The sequence below is a fragment of the Flavobacterium sp. ASV13 genome, from assembly GCF_000745775.1.
In the GTDB taxonomy this organism is placed as follows: Bacteria; Bacteroidota; Bacteroidia; order Flavobacteriales; family Flavobacteriaceae; genus Flavobacterium.
Genome location: NZ_JQJY01000002.1, coordinates 757,784 through 776,720, shown reverse-complemented (window position 1 = coordinate 776,720; position 18,937 = coordinate 757,784). Strand labels below are relative to the sequence as shown.

Here is an 18,937-nt window from a genome sequence, read left to right as displayed (position 1 = left end):
TTATTTTACTTCTTCAATTTTACCACCAAAAACTGTTTTTTGGTTTATTTGTCTAGGTTTTCCATAAATGTAAATAGAGCCTCCTGCGCTTACTTTTGCGTCAACAAGGGTTGATGCATTCACATCAGCTTTTCCTCCCGCAGAAACGCTTACAGTAGTCTGAGACGTTTCTAATTTACTTGCTAACAAATAACCTCCGGCTCCTAAACTTGCATCTTGATTTGCGGCCTTACCAGTTAATGTAATTTTACCTCCAGAAACTGAACTTACTTTTAGTTTATCAACATCTAATGCTGCATCAATTATTCCGCCTTCCTGAGCGCTTACTTTAAACGAAGTTGCTTTGATAGCTTCACTGCTTTTTACCTCTGCTCCTTCGTTTACATCTATAAGTTCTATATGTTTGTAATATAGCGTAATATCAAGATCATTTCCTGATAAAAGCTTTGGAAAGGGCATTCTTAATTTCAAAGTTCCGTTTTTATTTACGGCTTCTACTTCAGATTCTCTTGCTCCTTTTATAACAATTTTATTTTCAGATGACTGAACTAATTTAACACTTAACTTATCAAATACTTTTACGGTATCAAAATCACCTAAGTCTTTAGTAACCTGGCCAAAAGACATTTGAACAAATAAAATTACTGCTCCAATAATTAGCTTTTTCATACTTTTATTTTTTTAATTAATACTTATTCGGCTCTTCGTAAAAAATGAAAATCAAGTTGTTTTTTAACTAAATCAGCATTTTTTACTTTAACATAAATTTCGTCTCCCAATTGCAAAATGCTGTTTGAAGTTGCTCCAACCAATGCATATTGTTTTTCATCGAAAGTATAGTAATCATCTTTTATTTCTCTGATTCTTACCATTCCTTCGCATTTATTCGAAACGATTTCAACATAAATTCCCCATTCTGTAACACCAGAAATAACTCCCAAGAATTCTTCATCCTGATGATCCTGCATGTATTTAACCTGCATGTATTTGATACTGTCACGTTCAGCATTAGTCGCTAAACTTTCCATATTTGAACAATGCAGACATTTTGTTTCGTACGTTTCTTCATCTACAGAAGCTCCTCCATCCAGATAATATTGCAGCAATCTGTGTACCATAACGTCTGGATAACGACGAATTGGCGATGTAAAATGACTATAATAATCAAAAGCTAAACCATAATGACCAATATTTTCTGTCGAATATTTGGCTTTACTCATACTTCTAATCGCAAGAGTATCAATTAAATTTTGCTCTTTTTTTCCATTTACTTCTTCCATCAAGGCATTCAATGATTTTGAAATATCGCCTTTATTTCTGAAATCTATTTTATAACCAAATTTAGCAATTACTGTTGCCATTGCAATTAATTTATCTTCATTTGGTTCATCATGAATACGGTAAACAAATGTTTTCTTTTGTTTACCAATGTATTCTGCCACTTTTCTGTTGGCCAAAAGCATGAATTCTTCAATCAAATGATTGGCATCTTTTGAAATTTTGAAATACACTCCTTCTGGTTCTCCTTCAGCATCTAAATTGAATTTCACTTCTACTTTATCAAAAGAAATAGCACCATTCTGCATTCTTTTCTTTCTTAAAATTTTAGCTAATTCATCTAATTTTAAAGTAGCTTCCACAATTTCATCTGAAACAACATACGATTCTCCGGTAATTGAAATATCAACCGGAATTGTATTGTCTTTTGTTTCAATGATATATTGTGCTTCTTCGTAAGCAAAACGCTGATCGGAATAAATTACTGTTCTTCCAAACCATTGGTTAATAACTTGCGAAGTTGGCGAAACTTCAAATACTGCAGAGAATGTATATTTCTCTTCATTCGGACGAAGCGAACACGCAAAATTAGACAAAACTTCCGGAAGCATTGGCACCACTCTATCAACCAAATAAACTGAAGTTGCTCTTTGATAGGCTTCATCATCTAAGATTGTTCCTTCTTCCAAATAATACGAAACATCAGCAATATGAATTCCTATTTCGAAGTTTCCGTTTTCTAACTTTTTGAAAGACAAGGCATCATCAAAATCTTTTGCATCTTTTGGATCAATCGTAAATGTAAGCGTATCACGCATATCACGACGTTTTGCAATCTCAGATTCCTGAATCGAAGTATCTATTTTTTGTGCAAAAACCTCTACTTCTACTGGAAAATCTGCCGGTAAACCATACTCGGCTAAAATAGCATGAATTTCTGTATTGTGTTCTCCTGGTTTTCCTAAAACTCTGATTACAGATCCAAACGGACTATCCGCTCTTTTTGGCCAATCTTCAATCTTAACTAAAACAACATCTCCGTTTTCTGCTTCACCCATTTTATCCTTTGGAATAAAAATATCGGTATACATTTTAGGATTTGCAGTCGAAACAAAAGCAAAATTTGCCTGAATATCAATAACTCCAACAAACTCTGTTTTATCTCTTTCTATAACTTCAATTACTTCACCTTCAGGTCTTTTTCCTTTTCTTCGGTTATAAACGTAAACTTTTACTTTGTCTTTATCTAATGCTCGATTCAAATTATTTGTCGGAATAAAAACATCTTCTGCAAAGTCGGGACAAATAAAATACGCCGTTTTTCTGCTCGTCATATCTATCGTTCCTTCGTAATAATCCTGACTAATTGCTTTGATCAAATACTTTCCAGGTTCAGTTTCAATAATCTTCTTTTGAGCTGCAAGAATTTTCAAATCTTTAATAATCTGATTTCTGCTATTTGTATCATCAAGTTCAAGCTTTGCAGCTATTTGTTTATAATTGAATGGTTTATTAGCACTTTGCGATAAAATTTTTACTATCTTACTAGAGAAATCTTTCTCTTTTTTTATCGGCTTTCTAATTTTCTTACTCATATATCTTTTCTTATAAGGTTTAAAATTACAAATAAGATATCAGAATATAGATTTTAACAATTAGAATTATTAAAAATATAACTTTTCGTACATTTACAAAAAGACCTTTATGGAAAGCTTTAAAACCATCGCCATATTCAATTATCAGCACGAAACTGTGGTTCTGAAACACTTACTTGAACAGGAAGAAATTCCGTATTTCTTTGAAAACGAAATGACACTTTCAGTCGCGCCAATGTATTCTGCAGCGCTGGGAGGCATTCGCCTGAAAGTTCATCCGGACGATTTCGAACAAGTTCAGGAAATTCTGGACAATCTCAACAATCCTCTAAAAATCGTCTGAAACAAAATTCAAAACAAACTCAAATCAAGGTAAAATTCAATTCAAAAAAAATTTTTTTTCCTTTTCAACTTTTTTAGTTTTCAACATATATTAAATACAACAAAAAAGATTTTTAAAAATTTAAAAAAAATTTATGGTTATTATAGCTTGTTAATATGTCGAATAAATTTATTTTTAAAAGTATTGAAATGAAGTTTCTCTTAGTTATATTGAGTTATCAACATAGTTATATTTAGTTAAATGATTAATTTATAAGACTTTTTGTATTTTAATTAACAACGGTTGACAACCAAAAATGAATTCATTTTGTAGATAAGTTGATATGTTGATTTCTGTTGAAAATGTCATTTTTGATATTGATAACTTTTCCAAAAATTCATGAAACTTTTCTTGCATATTTCATTCCGGTTTTGGATTAGGTTTTTTTTCGACACAACCAAAAAAAACTTCTAATTTTCTTTTCGAACTTATTAACATTTTCTGTTAACTTAAAGTTAATTGAATATCAAGCAATTACAAAGTCCTATTAACACCTCAAAATTTTAACAAATATTATGTTTATTTTTCATTGATTGTGAGATAGTTATAGAGTTATCAAAATTGTTAATAACTGATAAGGTTTTGAAAGTAAGATAGTTGTAAAATAAAGTGTTTTGCCACGAATTGCAAGAATGTACACGAATTTATATGTAATGTTTATAAAGTATTTAAAAAGAAAAAAATTTGTGAAAATTGGTGCAATTCGTGGCAACCATTTATTAATTAAGTAAATTTGCAAGACACAACTAAATAGTATAGAAAAATGAAAATTTCAATAGGAAACGATCACGCAGGTCCAGAATATAAAAAAGCAATAGTTGAAATGCTGAAAGCTAGAGGATATGAAGTAACTAATTATGGTACAGATACTGATGCTTCTGTAGATTATCCAGATTTTGGGCATCCGGTTGCAAATGATGTGTCTGAAGGAAAAGCTGATTTTGGAATCGTAATCTGCGGAAGCGGAAATGGAATTGCAATGACTGTTAATAAACACCCGAAAGTAAGAGCTGGCTTATGTTGGACTAAAGAAATCGCTTATTTAACACGTTTACACAACGATGCAAATATTGTGAGTATTCCAGCGCGTTTTACTTCTATTCATCAGGCTGTTGAAATCGTTGAAACTTTCCTTGATACAGCTTTTGAAGGTGGAAGACATCAAAATAGAGTGAATAAAATCGCTTGTGCATAATAAGTCAAAAAAAAATTCGGTGCTTCGCACCAATAGATAAATATACACCGGGCGGATTTTTAAATCCGCCCGGTTTTTTATTATAAATAATTGATTTTAAGTTAATTAAATATTAAGTTTTAAGGTTATTAACAATGTTAATATCTATATTTTAGAACTTAATTTAAGGTAAATGAAGAAAGCTTGAATTAAAAAAATCAGCGTGAATTTGACAATAAATGAAGTTTTACTCGTTTTATGTCTGAAGATTAACATCGCTGTTAATAAACCTGGAGTTCCTCCAATTAATTGTAGAAAGAACAGCGTGTTTTCAGGGATTCTTCGTTTATTTTTTCGAGCTTGATGTTTATCATATCCAGCAAGAATAAAAACGATGATATTTATAAATAAAAAATAGAGTAAAAAAATTTCCATTGGCATAATATTAAAAACAAAGATATTATTTTAGCCGAATCGTTAGTGATTTTCCTTGTATGTTTTAACAAGTAAATTATGCTAATTTATAATTAAGAATTTATTTCATTAAAAGTATGACTAATATTCAATTCATTGCCAAGTCTGTTCAGGCGCCGGCAGTAAGTATTCAAAACACAGTAAAATTATTAGAAGAAGATTGTACGATTCCGTTTATTTCGCGTTACCGAAAAGACTCAACTGGAAATCTTGATGAAACTGTAATTGAGCTGATTGCAAAATTGCAAAAGGATTATGATACACTTGTAAAGCGTAAAGAAGCCGTTCTTAAATCTATTGAGGAACAAAAAGCACTTACAGCAGAATTGAAGAAAAAAATTGAAGATAGTTTTGATTTACAGGAAATAGAAGATTTCTACCTTCCATACAAAAAGAAGAAAAAAACAAAAGCCGATGTTGCGCGCGAATTTGGTTTAGAACCTTTAGCAAAATTGATTATCTCAGAAAGTGATGTTGATATTGATTTCCTTTCTACACAATACATTAATGAAAATGTAATTAATGAAGAAGCGGCAATTCAGGGTGCAAGAGATATTGTAGCGGAATGGATTAACGAAAACATTTATGTTCGTAAACAGCTTCGTAGATTATATCAGCGAAAAGCAACTATTGCGACAAAAGTTGTTAAAAAGAAAGCCGAAGAAGAAGGAGCCCAAAAATTCAGTCAGTATTTTGATTGGGAAGAATCGTTGACAAAAGCGCCAGCGCACCGTTTATTGGCCATGCTTCGTGCAGAAAATGAAGGTTTTATCAAAATGAAAATCGATGTTGATATCGATGACGCTTACGATGTTATTGATGAAATCATCATAAAAAAACAAAATAATACAACAGCTCATTTGCAATTAGCGATTGAGGATAGTTATAAACGTTTATTGAATCCGGCAATTGGAAATGAAACTTTGCAGGAAGCAAAAGCAAAAGCTGATGCTAATTCAATCCAAGTTTTTGCAAACAATTTAGGACAGTTATTATTGGCTCCGCCTTTGGGAGAAAAACGAATTTTGGCAATCGATCCAGGATTTAGAAGCGGTTGTAAAGTAGTTTGTTTGGATGAAAAAGGCGATTTATTATACAATGAAACTATTTATCCACACGCGCCTCAAAATGAGGAATCAATGGCGATCAAGAAAATCCGTTCAATGGTAAATGCGTATCAAATTGATGCTATTTCTATTGGAAACGGAACAGCTTCAAGAGAAACGGAATTTTTCATTAAGAAAATCGCATTCGACAAACCGATTCAGGTTTTTATTGTTTCTGAAGCTGGAGCTTCGGTTTATTCGGCTTCAAAAATCGCTAGAGAAGAATTTCCTAATTATGATGTAACGGTTCGTGGTTCGGTTTCTATTGGAAGACGACTTTCAGATCCTTTGGCCGAATTGGTAAAAATTGATCCAAAAGCCATTGGAGTTGGACAATATCAACATGATGTTGATCAAACGAAACTAAAAGAAGAACTTGACAGTACTGTAATTCGCTGCGTAAACTCGGTTGGAATTAATATCAACACCGCAAGTAAACATTTACTAAGTTATGTGAGTGGAATAGGAGAGAAGCTTGCTGAAAATATTGTACAATACCGTTCTGAAAACGGACCTTTCGAAGACAGAAAACAGTTAAAAAAAGTACCGCGTTTGGGCGATAAAGCCTATCAGCAAGGCGCAGCGTTTATCAGAATTACAAATGCTAAAAATCCGTTGGATAATTCGGCAGTGCATCCAGAAGCTTATCCGGTTGTTGAAAAGATGGCGAAAGATTTGAACATTTCTCTAAACGACTTAATTGCAAACAAAGAGAAAACTGCGCTTATTAAGCCTGAAAAGTATATTACACCTGAAATTGGTTTACTAACATTAAAAGACATCATTAAAGAGCTTGAAAAGCCTGGATTAGACCCAAGAAAGTCGGCTAAGGTTTTTGAATTTGATGCAAACGTAAAATCGATTAAAGATGTAAAAATCGGAATGATTTTACCAGGAATTGTTAATAACATCACCAACTTCGGTTGTTTTGTTGACATTGGAATCAAAGAAAGTGGTTTGGTTCACATTTCTCAGTTAAAAGCCGGATTTGTGAGTGATGTAAACGAAGTGGTGAAATTACATCAGCATGTTGACGTGAAGGTTACTGAAGTTGATGAGGATAGAAAGAGAATTCAGTTAACGATGGTTTTGTAAAAAATCAAATAGAAATAAAATAAAAAAATCCCAGACTACAGTTTGTAATCTGGGATTTTTAATACGTTTTAATTTCTTATTTTGTTTCTTCTTCTTTTTTAGAAGCAGCAGGTTGATCGTCTTTAGCAGCGTTTTTAAATTCCTTAATTCCACTTCCTAAACCTTTCATTAATTCTGGAATTTTTTTACCTCCAAAAAGTAATATCACAATACCTACGATAACAAGGATTTCTGTAAGACCTAATCTTCCCATGACTATTATATTTAATGCCGAAGCAAATTTATTTTTTATTTTCACCGCAAAGGTATATAGAATATACGAACAACAAGAGATTTTGGATTAAAATATTTGTTTCTTACCGCGTTAAATATTTTATAAAATAATAAAATTACATTATTTGTCGTTTTTTCTTCACCGCCATCAATACTATTAATTGCTATATTTGCTCATATAATCATCTAAAATGACGAAGAAAAAATTTGATTTCAGAAAAAAATTATTCATCAAAAACCGATTGGTAATTTTGAATGAAAACACATTTGAAGAGATTTTTTCATTTCGGCTAACGTTAATGAATGTCTTTGTTACGTTTACTTTAGGTGGAATATTTTTAATTTTAGTAACCACTTTTATTATCGCATTTACACCATTGCGCGAATTTATTCCGGGTTATTCTTCGACTGAATTGAAACGAAATGCGACTAAATTGGCCATAAAATCAGATTCATTAGAAACTGCGCTAAAGAAAAATGAAGCCTATTTACAAGGTGTTCAGAAAGTTTTGAGAGGCGAACTGGATTATGCAAAATTCAATAAAGATTCCATTTTGGCAGAAGTTGACGAACCAGGTGAACTCAATATGAAAGCTTCTGAAGAAGAAATAAAACTCAGAGAAGATGTTGCCAAAATAGAGAAAGAATCGGGCGAAAACAAAACCAAGAAAAAGAAAAGCGACAAAAAATAATACCATATCAAATGTCAATTAAATCGATAGCAGCAAAAATTTTTGCGCGAAAAATATACAATCAAACACAAACTTGGTCAAATAAACCAGTTGCAACACAATTGGAAGTTTTTAAAAGTTTGATTCAAAATGCCAAAGAAACTGAATTTGGAAAAGATCATGATTTTGGAAACATAAAAACGATTGAAGATTTTCAAAAAAACGTTCCGATTCGAGATTACGAAGACTTGAAAGCATATATCGAAAAAGTCAAAATTGGCGAAGCAGATATTCTTTGGAAAGGAAAACCGATTTATTTTGCCAAAACTTCGGGAACAACTTCTGGAGCAAAATATATTCCGCTGACGAAAGAATCAATGCCTTTTCACGTTGAAGCTGCGCGAAATGCGATTCTGCATTATATTCACGAAACCGGAAATGCTGATTTTGTTGATGGAAAAATGATTTTCCTGCAAGGAAGCCCAATTTTAACTGAAAAACATGGAATTAAATTTGGAAGACTTTCTGGAATCGTCGCACATTTTGTTCCTAAATATTTGCAAAAAAACCGAATGCCGTCGTGGGAAACCAATTGTATAGATGATTGGGAAACAAAAGTAAACGCTATTGTTGACGAAACGATCAAAGAAGATATGTCGGTAATTTCAGGAATTCCATCTTGGGTACAAATGTATTTTGAGCGTTTACAACAAAAAAGCGGCGGAAAAAAAATCAGTGAGATTTTCAAAAACTTTAATTTGTTCATTTACGGAGGCGTAAATTACGAACCGTATCGTGCCAAATTTGAGCAAATGATTGGCAAAAAAGTAGATAGTATTGAATTGTTTCCAGCTTCGGAAGGATTTTTTGCGTATCAGGATTCTCAGAAAGAAAAAGGAATGCTTTTACTTTTGAATTCTGGAATTTTCTACGAATTCATAAAAGCCGATGAATTTTTTACCGAAAACCCAAAACGATATACTATTGGAGAAGTTGAATTGGGGGTAAATTATGCTCTTATCGTTTCTACAAATGCCGGACTTTGGGGTTATAATATTGGTGATACTATTCAGTTTACATCTTTAGCTCCGTATCGTGTCATAGTTTCAGGACGTATCAAACATTATATTTCGGCTTTTGGTGAACACGTTATAGCCAATGAAGTTGAAAATGCGATGAAAGAAGCCACTGCCGGAACAAATATCGTAATTAACGAATTTACCGTTGCGCCTCAAATTACACCGTCAAGCGGATTACCATATCACGAATGGTTAATAGAGTTTGAAAGAGAACCGGATAGCATCGAAATTTTCGCGGAAGCAATTGACGATTCGATGCGAAAACAAAATATATATTACGACGATTTAATTACCGGAAATGTTTTGCAAAAAGTAGTTATAACCAAAGTTTCAAAAAACGGATTTCAAGAATACATGAAATCACAAGGAAAATTGGGTGGGCAAAATAAAATTCCGAGATTGTCGAATGATAGAAAGATTGCGGATAATTTAAAGTAGGAAAATATTTATATTTGTAAGTTAATGCCTCTTTTTTAATGAATAAAAAAGATAGAAGCATTAAGTTATTATGAATAAAGAAAAATTTCAAAATAAATATCGCATTTCTTCAATAAGAGCGCAATGGTGGGATTATGGTTGGAACGGTGCTTATTTTATAACAATTTGTACACAAGACAGAGAACATTATTTTGGAAAAATTCAAAATAATAAAATGGTTTTGTCAGAGGTTGGTATTATTGCTGATCTATTGTGGCATCAAATTCCAATACATCATAAAAATGTTGAATTAGGTGATTTTGTGGTCATGCCAAATCATATTCACGGGATTTTGATTATCGATAAACAATCGACCAATATTGATATAGATAACGTAGAGACAGGGCGTGTAGAGACAGGGCATGCCCTGTCTCTACCATCGGTGGGGTCGGTACCGTCGATATCATCGTCACAATCACCACCCGACCCATTTCAAAAACCAGGTTTGCAACGATTTCAAAATATTGGAAAAAACACCATTTCGTCAATTGTTGGATCCTATAAATCTGCCGTAACCAAACATGCCAACAGATTAGGATATCCACATCAATGGCAAAAATTATTTTACGACAATATCATTAGAAGCAATAATGACTATCAAAGAATTTCTGATTACATTGTTTCAAATCCGGAAAATTGGACAAAGGATAAATTTAAAACAGAAGATAAATCAAAATCAATATGATTTTAAAAAAAAATCATATTGTAGATACAAGGCATGCCTTGTATTTCCCTACATTTGAGTTTACAAAATAAAATAGCATGAAAGAAACCAAACATATATCAAGATCAAGAGCGCAGGAATCATCTGCGGCTATTGAAAAAATGTACATTACAATGCGCCATTTATTCAACCGTGGTTTTTATAAACCAATGGGAGTTTCTGGTGATAGTTTAAGAGAATCATTATTGGCATTGCGTCCGGAAATTTACGGAAATATCGCCGAAGAAAAAGTAGAATTAAACGGACTTTTATACGTTATAGAACGTCTTCCAATAGGAATTGAACAATGCCGATTCATCAATTTAACTTCAGACGAAGGATATTCAAAATCGCATTTTCAGCCGATTGTTCCTCCAAAAAGAAGAAGAAATTGCTACCGAATCGACGAAGAACAAATGAATGTCGAAATCACGCGCGGACGTTCAGACATTTATGATATTCTGACGCATTTGACTTTTATTTTCATAGAATCACATAAAATCAAAAACAGAGTTTTAATTGACGACGGAGGAGAAGTTTCTCGCGATTGGCTAAAATTAGAACAAGCCGTTACGCAAACAAAAAAGCTTTCGCAGATTGAAAAAGAAAAAGCAATTTCGCATGTTGCCAATATTTTAGCGAGAACATTTGAAGAAGTTTTGGATATTTATGATGCTTTTGGTTCTGAAAATGCGCCAGATCGTTTCTTGCACGTAATTTATTGGTTAGGAAAATTAGCAATTGAAGAGATTGTTGAAAACAATAAACGAACAATTACGTTCAGTCCTGTTTTGCGCGAGCGCTTAGGACACCATATTCACGGAGAAATCTGGGCAACAAACATCAAGGAAGTTTTAAAAGCAAACGATCTTTTAAAACGTCCAATTCACGTTATCAGTGCTAATATGCACAGTGTGATGAACTCGATTTTTGCGACGCCATTATTGACGTCAAAATATAAAGGGAAAAGTGATTTCCACATTTATGAAGAATTGAGCAGTTCAGGTTCAAAAGAAATTAGAAGTCATGTTGAAGAATTAGCACTTAAAAACGGAATGATTTCTTTGCCAGATACATCAGGAACCAATATCGATGTTCAGATTTTTGATACAGCCAAAATTGATTGGTCAAAAACAGCATTTTCAAATGCAAATGTGGGTGAAGAAAAACCGGTAATTATCGTAATGGATTATGCATTCGGCGAGCAGGCTTATGAAACCATCGATGAACTTTTAAAACCATTTAAAAAAGAAACTTTATTAAATGTAAAATCGGTTTCGATTATGGGTAAAGCCGGAATTCTGGAAGGTGGTAAAGGCGATATCATGATTCCTACAGCACATATCAATGAAGGAACGGCTGATAATTATTTCTTCGAAAATGAATTAACAGGTGCTATGTTTGAAGGAAATGACATTGCAATTTTTGAAGGCGCAATGGTGACTGTTTTAGGAACATCTTTGCAAAACAGAGATTTATTGAAGTTTTTCCACGAATCGACTTGGGGCGTAATTGGTCTTGAAATGGAAGGATCATATTACCAAAAAGCAATTCAGTCGGCATCTAAAATTAGAAAAAGCGTGCCGCACGACATTAAAGTGCGTTATGCTTATTATGCATCAGATAATCCTTTGGAAACCGGAAGTACATTGGCTTCAGGCGGATTAGGAACAACCGGCGTAAAACCAACGTATTTGATTACTATTAAAATTTTGGAACAAATTTTCAACGTAAAATAAACGAATAAATGAGTACAAAAGTACCCCAGAATACAGATCAGGAAATTGATATTTTTCAGCTTTCAAAAAGCATTGGCGGTTTTTTTGATCGTGTTAGCAGATCAATTTTTAGAACAATTCAGTTTTTTATCCGAAACTGGATTACAGTTCTGATTTTGATTGTACTTGGGGTTGCTCTTGGATTTTATTTAGATTCGAATAAAAAAACATTTAAGAATGAGGTTGTTGTTGCACCAAATTTTGAAAGTGTCGATTATTTGTATGCCAAAATTGATTTGATTCAGGCTAAAATTGCAGCAGGCGATGTTGATTTTTTATCACAGATGGGAATTCCTGACCGAAATGCAATCAAAAGAATTGAAATTAAACCTGTTGCCGATGTTTACAAATTTATTGAAGACAAGGAACAAAATCTGGAACTGATTAAATTAATGGCTGAGGTTGGCGACGTAAAAAAGGTTTTAGAAGACAATGTAACCAGCAAAAATTATACGTATCATACAATTACTTTTATTTCAAATGAAGAAATAAGCGAAAAACAAGTGATTGAACCGTTGTTGAAATATTTGAACAATTCGGCTTATTTTGACGCGATTCAAAAAATTGGATATAAAAATCTTGAAAAAGAAATTGCCCAAAATGATACTATAATTGCGCAAATAGATCAGGTTTTAAAAGGCCTTTCGAGCAAATCAAAAAGTGATAAAGTGGTTTATTATAATGAAAATCTGCAATTGAACGACATTCTTAAAACCAAACAAAAACTGATTCTCGAGCAGGGAAAAAACAGATTTAAATTAATCACTTTTGATAAAACAATCAAAGAGATCAACTCGACGCTGAATATAAATGAAAATAAAATAGTGAATGGAAATCTAAAAGTGATTCTTCCATTTGTCTTTATTTTTGTTTTTGCTCTGGTAAGTCTGTTTTTGAATTTTTATCGCAAACAGCTTGCGCTTTCAAAGGAAAACCAACTTTAAAAAATTGAAAACCAACGCTATATTAGAAAGGATTTCGAAAAATCTGTTTTTAAAACAAATTTTCAGCACTTTATCGCTACGTGTTTTTGGAGCATTATTGTTGTTTGGATTTACCGTTTTTCTTACCAAAACCTATAGCCCAAAATTAGTTGGACAGTACGATTTTGTGCGTTCATTTCTATTATCGATCGGAAGTATTTGCTTGCTCGGCTTTGATCAGTCGATTTTGTATTTTAAAGGAAAATTAGCAAGCCAAAATGCGCTCGAAGAATTAACAAAGATATATGCAAAAATGGTTCTAATGCTTTTTTGCACCTCGTTGCTGGTTTTGCTGATTATTGCAATTATCAGCAAAGAAACGATTAACAACTATTTTGCTGATTCTGATGTATATTCGATACTTTTAAAAGCAGCGGCAACGTTGTTTTTCTCCGGAATTTCGACATTAAATACTGAGGTTTTCAGAGCTTTAGATAAATTATATGTAGCCGAATTATTTCGGAATATTATCAAATATGTTCCATTGATTATCGGTTCTGTTATTTTGTTTTATTGGCACGAAGAAGAGTATTTGGTTGATATTTTTCTATTTGGATTTGTTTTTCTAGCAGTATTGAGCTCGCTTTTTGTTTTTATCTATTTTAGAAAAACAGAATGTTTAAAAACAGCTGAAAAATTTTCGCATAAGGAAGTGTTTTTAAAATCATATCCAATTGCAATCAGTGCAATGGCGTTGTTTTTATTAATGTGTTTTGATATTATGTTTTTGAAGAAATATCGAAACGATGAAACCGTTGCTTTTTATTCGGTTGGAGTTAAAATAATGACGATAATTTCCATTATAATCGTTTCTATAAATATTACGGTTTCAGCCAAAATTGCAGAATATTTTTCGGGCCATAAAATGATAGAATTAAAAGCAGTTTCCAGACATAGCGCTCGCATAATTTTCGGAATTACGCTTCCGGTTATTGTGCTGATTAGTTATTTTTCAGAACATATATTATCCATTTTTGGACATCAATATGTTGTGGCTCAGCAGGCTTTTTTAATTTTAATTATTGGTCAGGGAATTTGTTCGGCATTTGGAACAGCTTCGGTTTATTTGAATATGACTGGAAGACAGCATATTTTTCAGGTTATTTTAATGATTGCGGTTGTAATTAATTTTACTTTGAACCGATTTTTAATTCCGATTTACGGAATGACCGGCGCCGCGATTGCTTTTGTTTCAAGTTCTTTTTTCTGGAATCTTGTTTCGGCAATCGTTATTTATCGAAAAGATAAAATAAAAGTGTTTCTGCATTAAAAAACTGTGCTATGAACATCCAGAAAGAGACTTTGCTTTTTAGCATTATTATTCCTGTTTATAACGTTGAGGATTATTTGCCACAATGTTTAGAAAGTATTTTGTGCCAAAGTTTTTCTGACTTTGAACTAATTTTAATCAATGATGGATCAACAGATTCTTCGTTGGAAATTTGCCAGAAATACAAGGAAAAATTTCCACAGATAATCCTGATTAACAAAGAAAATGGCGGATTGTCTGATGCGAGAAATATAGGATTATTATCAGCAAAAGGCGATTATATTATTTTTACTGACAGCGATGATTATTGGCAGGGAAAACAGGTTTTGGAAGATTTGAACAATTTAATTTCTCAGACAAATCCCGATATTATTATTCATGAGGAAAGTCGCTTTTTTTCAAAAAATGATGTGCACTGCAAATACAATCAGCGATTTATAAAAAACAAAAATGGGAAATTTGAAGACGAAATTGTAAACTTAGTTTATCACGATTTATACGTTGCTTCGGCTTGGGATAAAGTAATTAAAAGGTCCATTTTAATTGAAAATCAATTGTTTTTTCCTGTCGGAAGAAAATCAGAAGATATAGAATGGTGCGGAAAATTGATGCATTGTATCAAGACATTCAGTATTTATTCGAAATCATTTTATGTGTATCGCCAAGCACGCCAAGGTTCGATTACAACTACGGTAAGTGCAAAACATATCGAAGATGTTTATGAAATGGTAAAAGCGGGTTTGTATTCACAGAAAACACAATCAGAACCATTAAATAAAGCAATCGAAAATTATTGGGCGTGCAATTATGTGGTAATTCTAAAAGATTTTTATGTTTTATCGGCTGAAACGCAAAAAAAGATTTGGCACGATTTAATTTCTTGGAAATATCTTCTTAAAAAAGGACGCAATGTAAAAGTGGACAAAGTCATGAAATTTTATAAATTTTTGTCCTTTAAAACATTGATTTTCTTTTTGAATGGGTACCGATTAAAAAGAAGCCTGAATAAAAAACGCAGAGCATCAAAGTAAATAAGAAATATGCAATTATTAATCAAAAAAAGTACAGCGGCATTTTTGCTGATTGCTTCAGCTAATTTAGTTGTGGCATTTCTGGCTTATTTTGTTTTGCCTCCAAAATTCTTCTTTGATACAGCTATTATTATTTATGATAAGTACAATGAAATAGGGTATTTCGGGAGTTATCCGTTGACTATTTTGTTTTATAAAATAATAGGTTTCAGGCATCTTCCTTTTCCAATAATTGCCTTAATTCAGTTCCCGATATTGATCTATATTTTATACAAAATCGGGATTCCGGATAACTTCGAAAAACTGAATGTCAAAAACATTTTAGTCTATTTGGGTATTTTTATGATAGCGATTTTCATATCGATGCCATCAAAGGAATTTATAACATATCTATTTATTGCGGTAATTGTTTTGTTGTGCCAAAATGAGCGGTTTTCGTTCCCGAAAACCATTTTTATAGCATCAGTGCTCTTAATTGTTTTTGGAGCTTTATATCGCCCTTATTTTGCTTTGATTCCCGTTGTTGGGGGCGGAATGTATTTAGTGAGTTTTATCAATTTTAAAAATAAAACCGTAAGCACAATTTTCTACGGATTGCTGATTGCCGTTTTTCTATCGTTGAGCTACGGAATTTTAAAAGGAAAATATTTTTCTGAAATCAGCAGGGAAGTGGTGAACAGCACCCGAATGGTTTCCGGAGACGCCAATTCGATGATTACTTCGCCTGTAAAAACAGATACTTGGTACGGAGAAGCTATCGGAATTTTTTATGGTTTTTTTACTGTAAATCTTCCTGTAAACGGTTTAAAACACATTCTTTCGCCTCAAATTATTGTTTTTGTAATTTGGCAACTTTTGGTGTTTTACATTTTATTGGTTCGTTTTTCAAAATGTTTAAAAGAAAGAAAAAAATATGGTTATGAGCTTTTGACTATGTTCATTTTATTTTCTTTTTTCATCCTCCAAGGCGTTTTCGAGCCCGATTTAGGTTCGGCTGTCCGACATAAAATTGGGATTTTTCCTTTAATCTATTTTGCATTATATTATGAACATTTCCGAAAAGAACTTCAATAAAATATTTCATATTTTTCTTTGTGCGATTGCGGCTATGATGATTTTCAGGAAACCATGTTCTTTGCTGATTATTTTGTTTGTAGTATTTAATTTGGTGTTTTTCAAAAAGCTGAAATACTCTAAAAAACAGTTTATTTTAATGGCCTGTATTGCTTCGCCAATTTTATTAGAATTGCTACTTTTTTGGAACAATGACTCTTTTGCTCAAGGATTAAAGGCTATTGAAAAAAGAACATCGTTATTGATTTTTCCTTTGTTTATTATTGGAAATTATCATCGCGTCAATTTTCTTAAAATAGTTCGGACTTATGTTATTGGAACAACGGTAATTATGTTTTTTTTCTTAATCCGTTTTGTGATTCTGTTTCCAGATTTGGTGGAGAAATATCTTAACCGAATTGATTTATGGGAAATGGGTTATCAATTTGCAAACAGTATCGGAATTCATGCCCCGGCTTTGAATATGCACTTGGCTTTTGTATCGGTTTGTGCGTTGTATTTTCTTTTTGAAAGTTTTAAAAACCAGAAGAAATTGGTATTTAAAATCAGTACGCTATTCGTTTTTTTATCTTCCTTTTTCTTTGTGCTTTTGGTAAATACGAGAATGGCTTTGATAAATGTTTTACTGGGATTTTTGATTGTTTTCTTTTATGAAATCCAATCAAAATTCAATTTGAAAAAGATTGTTTTAACGGGTTTTGCGATTGTTATTTTATTGGGCGGAATTCTGTTTTTATTCGTTCAGAAGAATCCTTATATGAAAGAAAAATATTCATCGGTAACTTTTGCCTATATGGATAAAGTGGGGAAATTGGACGAAATAGATCATCCTGAAATTAAGGTTTTTAATTCATTGGTTACAAGGATTTCGATATGGAAATCGGCTTGGGAATTGTCTGTAAAAAACCTTCCTTTTGGAGTTGGAGCATCAGATGGAAAACCCGAATTAAATAAATATTATAAAGCCACAAATCAGCAATTTTTAGCCAAATATGAATTTCCGACACATAATCAGTTTTTGGATTTTTTATTAAAATTCGGAATTCTTGGACCTTTGGTCGTAGCGCTTTATATTTTTACGATTGGTTATTTAGGTTACGATTTGAAAAATGCGATGATACTCTCGTTTTTTCTGATTTTTTTCACTTCAAATCTAACTGATGATTTTTTGCTCCGCTTTGACGGAATTGCCTTCAGCGGATTATGGTCATCAATCTTTGCAAGTTATTGGCTTCAACAGAAATTTACTCTTGATAAAGCGTCAAAAGCTGTTTAAAATTTTGATTTTTGTCGAATAAATCGTGACATCTTGCCAAAGCATTTTCACCAAATTCTGTTCTGGTTTCAGGATTTTTTAAAGTTTCAAAAAAGCCATCCAATTCTGAAATATCAGTAAAAAGAAATCCGGTTTTGTTGTGCAAAATAGCATCTTTATTACCAATTATATTAGTGGCAATTACAGGTTTTTGCAATGCCATAGCTTCAAGAACGGCAATTGGCAATCCTTCCCAAAGAGAAGTCTGCATATAAATATCAATATTATTTAGTTCTTTTAAAACCGTTTTTCGATCTAAAATCCAGCCCGTTATTCTGATGTTTGGAGCTGTAATTAAATGTCTCAATTCGCCGTCACCAATCCATACAAAATTAAAATCAGGGAATTTTAAAGCAATTTGGTTGAACATTTCGGGATTTCTGGCTGCTGTAATTCGGGCCATAATTCCAATCGTTAATTTCTCGTTTTGATGAGGTTTATAATGTTCTTGTACACTAACGATATCAATTCCGTTTCGGACTAATTTAGCGGGACCTAATTTTTGAGCGATTTTCTGTTCTGTATCGCCGCAAGCTACAATTGTTCCGCCAAAGAAACGCTGAAAATTCTTTTCAATTGTCCAATAAATCGTTCGGAAAGTACTTGAAATATCAGTTCTTAAAAACGAATATCCGTGAGGCGTATAATAGAGTTTCTTTTTTTTAAATAAGAAAAAATAGGCAACGCGACCTAAAACACCCGCTTTTGATGAATGAAGATGGATGATATCCGGATTGATTTTTTTCAGTTCTTTAGTTAAGTTGTAAGCCGATTTTAAATCCTGAAATGGAGAAAGCTCCCGAACCATATTAACCTGGATCAGTTTAATGCCATCTGAGAATTCAGATTTGATTTTTTGAGCATCAATTTCTTTTCGATTACCGCTATAAATAATAGTGGTTTCTATGTTTTGGTTTATTTCATCATCTCCAAAGAAAGTCGATAAATCTCTAAAATAGGTATAAACGCCGCCGCCCAGCGCCTCAATTACATGTACAACTTTCAAAATAGTGGTTTTATTTGCGGGTAAAAATAGATAAATGAGTTTAATAATTATCTGAAATCACAAAACTTCTTTCAAGATATGGTTTGAAGTGTAATTTGAAAGGAAAGATATTTTATTACATTTGTGCGTCTATCTTGAGTTTTGCTGTACAATTAAACTCAGAAATGTTCAAT

At 32.4% G+C, this 18,937-nt stretch carries 17 protein-coding genes; 12 read left to right on the top strand and 5 right to left on the bottom strand.

Going from position 1 to position 18,937, the window contains the following annotated elements; genetic code table 11:
• The gene (locus GQ47_RS07150) at positions 1 to 669 is read right to left on the bottom strand and encodes a head GIN domain-containing protein (RefSeq protein WP_035646681.1); all 669 of its coding nucleotides are present in this window, start codon (positions 667 to 669) and stop codon (positions 1 to 3) included.
• Positions 670 to 692: 23 nt separating this feature from the next.
• Positions 693 to 2,873 (bottom strand): ribonuclease R, encoded by a 2,181-nt coding sequence (gene rnr, locus GQ47_RS07145; protein WP_035646678.1) that lies wholly within the window; start codon positions 2,871 to 2,873, stop codon positions 693 to 695.
• Positions 2,874 to 2,982: 109 nt separating this feature from the next.
• On the opposite strand from rnr, the gene GQ47_RS07140 reads away from it, so the two are divergent.
• Positions 2,983 to 3,216 carry a putative signal transducing protein gene (locus GQ47_RS07140; RefSeq protein ID WP_026727317.1) on the top strand — a complete coding sequence of 78 codons (234 nt, stop codon included), beginning with the start codon at positions 2,983 to 2,985 and terminating at the stop codon, positions 3,214 to 3,216.
• Between the two features lie 802 nt (positions 3,217 to 4,018).
• Positions 4,019 to 4,450: a ribose 5-phosphate isomerase B gene (rpiB, locus tag GQ47_RS07135; protein ID WP_008465784.1), complete on the top strand. Its 432-nt coding sequence runs from the start codon at positions 4,019 to 4,021 to the stop codon at positions 4,448 to 4,450.
• A 144-nt stretch (positions 4,451 to 4,594) separates the two neighbouring features.
• On the opposite strand, the gene GQ47_RS07130 is transcribed toward rpiB, so the two are convergent.
• A complete protein-coding gene (locus GQ47_RS07130; protein WP_035646894.1) occupies positions 4,595 to 4,864 on the bottom strand; it encodes a DUF1294 domain-containing protein in 270 nt (89 codons plus the stop codon).
• 116 nt (positions 4,865 to 4,980) lie between these two features.
• On the opposite strand from GQ47_RS07130, the gene GQ47_RS07125 reads away from it, so the two are divergent.
• On the top strand, positions 4,981 to 7,104 hold the full coding sequence (locus GQ47_RS07125) for a Tex family protein (protein WP_035646676.1): 2,124 nt from the start codon (positions 4,981 to 4,983) through the stop codon (positions 7,102 to 7,104).
• 76 nt (positions 7,105 to 7,180) lie between these two features.
• Here GQ47_RS07125 and GQ47_RS07120 read toward each other — a convergent pair whose 3' ends face one another.
• Positions 7,181 to 7,357, bottom strand: coding sequence for a Sec-independent protein translocase subunit TatA/TatB (locus GQ47_RS07120; protein ID WP_035646675.1), 177 nt, complete (start codon positions 7,355 to 7,357; stop codon positions 7,181 to 7,183).
• A 211-nt stretch (positions 7,358 to 7,568) separates the two neighbouring features.
• On the opposite strand from GQ47_RS07120, the gene GQ47_RS07115 reads away from it, so the two are divergent.
• The 9 genes from GQ47_RS07115 to GQ47_RS07075 all read left to right on the top strand — a co-directional run bounded on the left by GQ47_RS07115 (position 7,569) and on the right by GQ47_RS07075 (position 17,719).
• Positions 7,569 to 8,069 carry a hypothetical protein gene (locus tag GQ47_RS07115; RefSeq protein WP_035646673.1) on the top strand — a complete coding sequence of 167 codons (501 nt, stop codon included), beginning with the start codon at positions 7,569 to 7,571 and terminating at the stop codon, positions 8,067 to 8,069.
• A gap of 11 nt (positions 8,070 to 8,080) precedes the next feature.
• The gene (locus GQ47_RS07110) at positions 8,081 to 9,565 is read left to right on the top strand and encodes a GH3 auxin-responsive promoter family protein (RefSeq protein WP_035646670.1); all 1,485 of its coding nucleotides are present in this window, start codon (positions 8,081 to 8,083) and stop codon (positions 9,563 to 9,565) included.
• Positions 9,566 to 9,635: 70 nt separating this feature from the next.
• Positions 9,636 to 10,289: a transposase gene (locus GQ47_RS07105; protein ID WP_035646667.1), complete on the top strand. Its 654-nt coding sequence runs from the start codon at positions 9,636 to 9,638 to the stop codon at positions 10,287 to 10,289.
• 77 nt (positions 10,290 to 10,366) lie between these two features.
• A complete protein-coding gene (locus GQ47_RS07100) occupies positions 10,367 to 12,046 on the top strand; it encodes a DUF6909 family protein (protein WP_035646666.1) in 1,680 nt (559 codons plus the stop codon).
• Positions 12,047 to 12,054: 8 nt separating this feature from the next.
• Positions 12,055 to 13,029 (top strand): hypothetical protein, encoded by a 975-nt coding sequence (locus GQ47_RS07095; RefSeq protein ID WP_035646663.1) that lies wholly within the window; start codon positions 12,055 to 12,057, stop codon positions 13,027 to 13,029.
• A 4-nt stretch (positions 13,030 to 13,033) separates the two neighbouring features.
• Entirely contained in the window at positions 13,034 to 14,338 is a 1,305-nt protein-coding gene (locus GQ47_RS07090; RefSeq protein ID WP_051951415.1) for an oligosaccharide flippase family protein, read from the top strand.
• 11 nt (positions 14,339 to 14,349) lie between these two features.
• Positions 14,350 to 15,369 carry a glycosyltransferase family 2 protein gene (locus GQ47_RS07085; RefSeq protein WP_051951401.1) on the top strand — a complete coding sequence of 340 codons (1,020 nt, stop codon included), beginning with the start codon at positions 14,350 to 14,352 and terminating at the stop codon, positions 15,367 to 15,369.
• Between the two features lie 9 nt (positions 15,370 to 15,378).
• The gene (locus GQ47_RS07080; RefSeq protein ID WP_035646660.1) at positions 15,379 to 16,443 is read left to right on the top strand and encodes a hypothetical protein; all 1,065 of its coding nucleotides are present in this window, start codon (positions 15,379 to 15,381) and stop codon (positions 16,441 to 16,443) included.
• Positions 16,415 to 17,719, top strand: a complete 1,305-nt coding sequence (locus tag GQ47_RS07075) for an O-antigen ligase family protein (RefSeq protein WP_051951399.1) — start codon at positions 16,415 to 16,417, stop codon at positions 17,717 to 17,719. The genes GQ47_RS07080 and GQ47_RS07075 overlap by 29 nt, the downstream gene beginning before the upstream one ends.
• On the opposite strand, the gene GQ47_RS07070 is transcribed toward GQ47_RS07075, so the two are convergent.
• Complete coding sequence (locus tag GQ47_RS07070) at positions 17,688 to 18,764, bottom strand: glycosyltransferase (RefSeq protein ID WP_035646659.1); 1,077 nt, start codon at positions 18,762 to 18,764, stop codon at positions 17,688 to 17,690. The genes GQ47_RS07075 and GQ47_RS07070 overlap by 32 nt on opposite strands.
• Between the last annotated feature and the right edge of the window lie 173 nt (positions 18,765 to 18,937).

Bases quoted from the DNA above. Each gene is read 5' to 3' on its own strand.
- GQ47_RS07150 (WP_035646681.1), bottom strand. From the start codon at position 669: ATGAAAAAGCTAATTATTGGAGCAGTAATTTTATTTGTTCAAATGTCT.
- rnr (WP_035646678.1), bottom strand. From the start codon at position 2,873: ATGAGTAAGAAAATTAGAAAGCCGATAAAAAAAGAGAAAGATTTCTCT.
- GQ47_RS07140 (WP_026727317.1), top strand. From the start codon at position 2,983: ATGGAAAGCTTTAAAACCATCGCCATATTCAATTATCAGCACGAAACT.
- rpiB (WP_008465784.1), top strand. From the start codon at position 4,019: ATGAAAATTTCAATAGGAAACGATCACGCAGGTCCAGAATATAAAAAA.
- GQ47_RS07130 (WP_035646894.1), bottom strand. From the start codon at position 4,864: ATGGAAATTTTTTTACTCTATTTTTTATTTATAAATATCATCGTTTTT.
- GQ47_RS07125 (WP_035646676.1), top strand. From the start codon at position 4,981: ATGACTAATATTCAATTCATTGCCAAGTCTGTTCAGGCGCCGGCAGTA.
- GQ47_RS07120 (WP_035646675.1), bottom strand. From the start codon at position 7,357: ATGGGAAGATTAGGTCTTACAGAAATCCTTGTTATCGTAGGTATTGTG.
- GQ47_RS07115 (WP_035646673.1), top strand. From the start codon at position 7,569: ATGACGAAGAAAAAATTTGATTTCAGAAAAAAATTATTCATCAAAAAC.
- GQ47_RS07110 (WP_035646670.1), top strand. From the start codon at position 8,081: ATGTCAATTAAATCGATAGCAGCAAAAATTTTTGCGCGAAAAATATAC.
- GQ47_RS07105 (WP_035646667.1), top strand. From the start codon at position 9,636: ATGAATAAAGAAAAATTTCAAAATAAATATCGCATTTCTTCAATAAGA.
- GQ47_RS07100 (WP_035646666.1), top strand. From the start codon at position 10,367: ATGAAAGAAACCAAACATATATCAAGATCAAGAGCGCAGGAATCATCT.
- GQ47_RS07095 (WP_035646663.1), top strand. From the start codon at position 12,055: ATGAGTACAAAAGTACCCCAGAATACAGATCAGGAAATTGATATTTTT.
- GQ47_RS07085 (WP_051951401.1), top strand. From the start codon at position 14,350: ATGAACATCCAGAAAGAGACTTTGCTTTTTAGCATTATTATTCCTGTT.
- GQ47_RS07080 (WP_035646660.1), top strand. From the start codon at position 15,379: ATGCAATTATTAATCAAAAAAAGTACAGCGGCATTTTTGCTGATTGCT.
- GQ47_RS07075 (WP_051951399.1), top strand. From the start codon at position 16,415: ATGAACATTTCCGAAAAGAACTTCAATAAAATATTTCATATTTTTCTT.